The 306-nt window shown below is 76.5% G+C and carries 1 pseudogene; it reads right to left on the bottom strand.

What is annotated here, in order from left to right:
- Positions 1-203 (bottom strand): annotated as a pseudogene (locus NE591_RS13980) (hypothetical protein); the annotation flags it as partial.
- Positions 204-306: the final 103 nt, after the last annotated feature.

Raw genomic sequence — 306 nt, 5'->3', positions numbered from 1 at the left:
GGCGCCGGTTCCACCACGGCGGCCGGCACGATGGCGCGGCCGTCATCGGTGCGAGCGGCATCGATGACCTCGGTTGCGGGGGCCGGAGCGGGGGCCGGAGCAGGGGTCGGTGCCGCAGCAGCGCTCGGCGCGGTATCGGGCAGCGGGCGCCCCTCTTCCACGGCCGGTGCCGCCGCGGCATCCAACTCCGCGCGTTCGGCCACGGCGTCCTCGGAAGATGCCCCTGCTGCCGGTTCTGATCCGGTTGCGACCGATCCGGCCGAGGCGGCTGATCCGGCTGCGACAGCCCCGACCGCCGAGGGCCCC

The sequence above is a fragment of the Adlercreutzia sp. DFI.6.23 genome, from assembly GCF_024462535.1.
In the GTDB taxonomy this organism is placed as follows: domain Bacteria; phylum Actinomycetota; class Coriobacteriia; order Coriobacteriales; family Eggerthellaceae; genus Adlercreutzia; species Adlercreutzia rubneri.
This window is presented reverse-complemented; position numbering and strand designations above follow the sequence as displayed.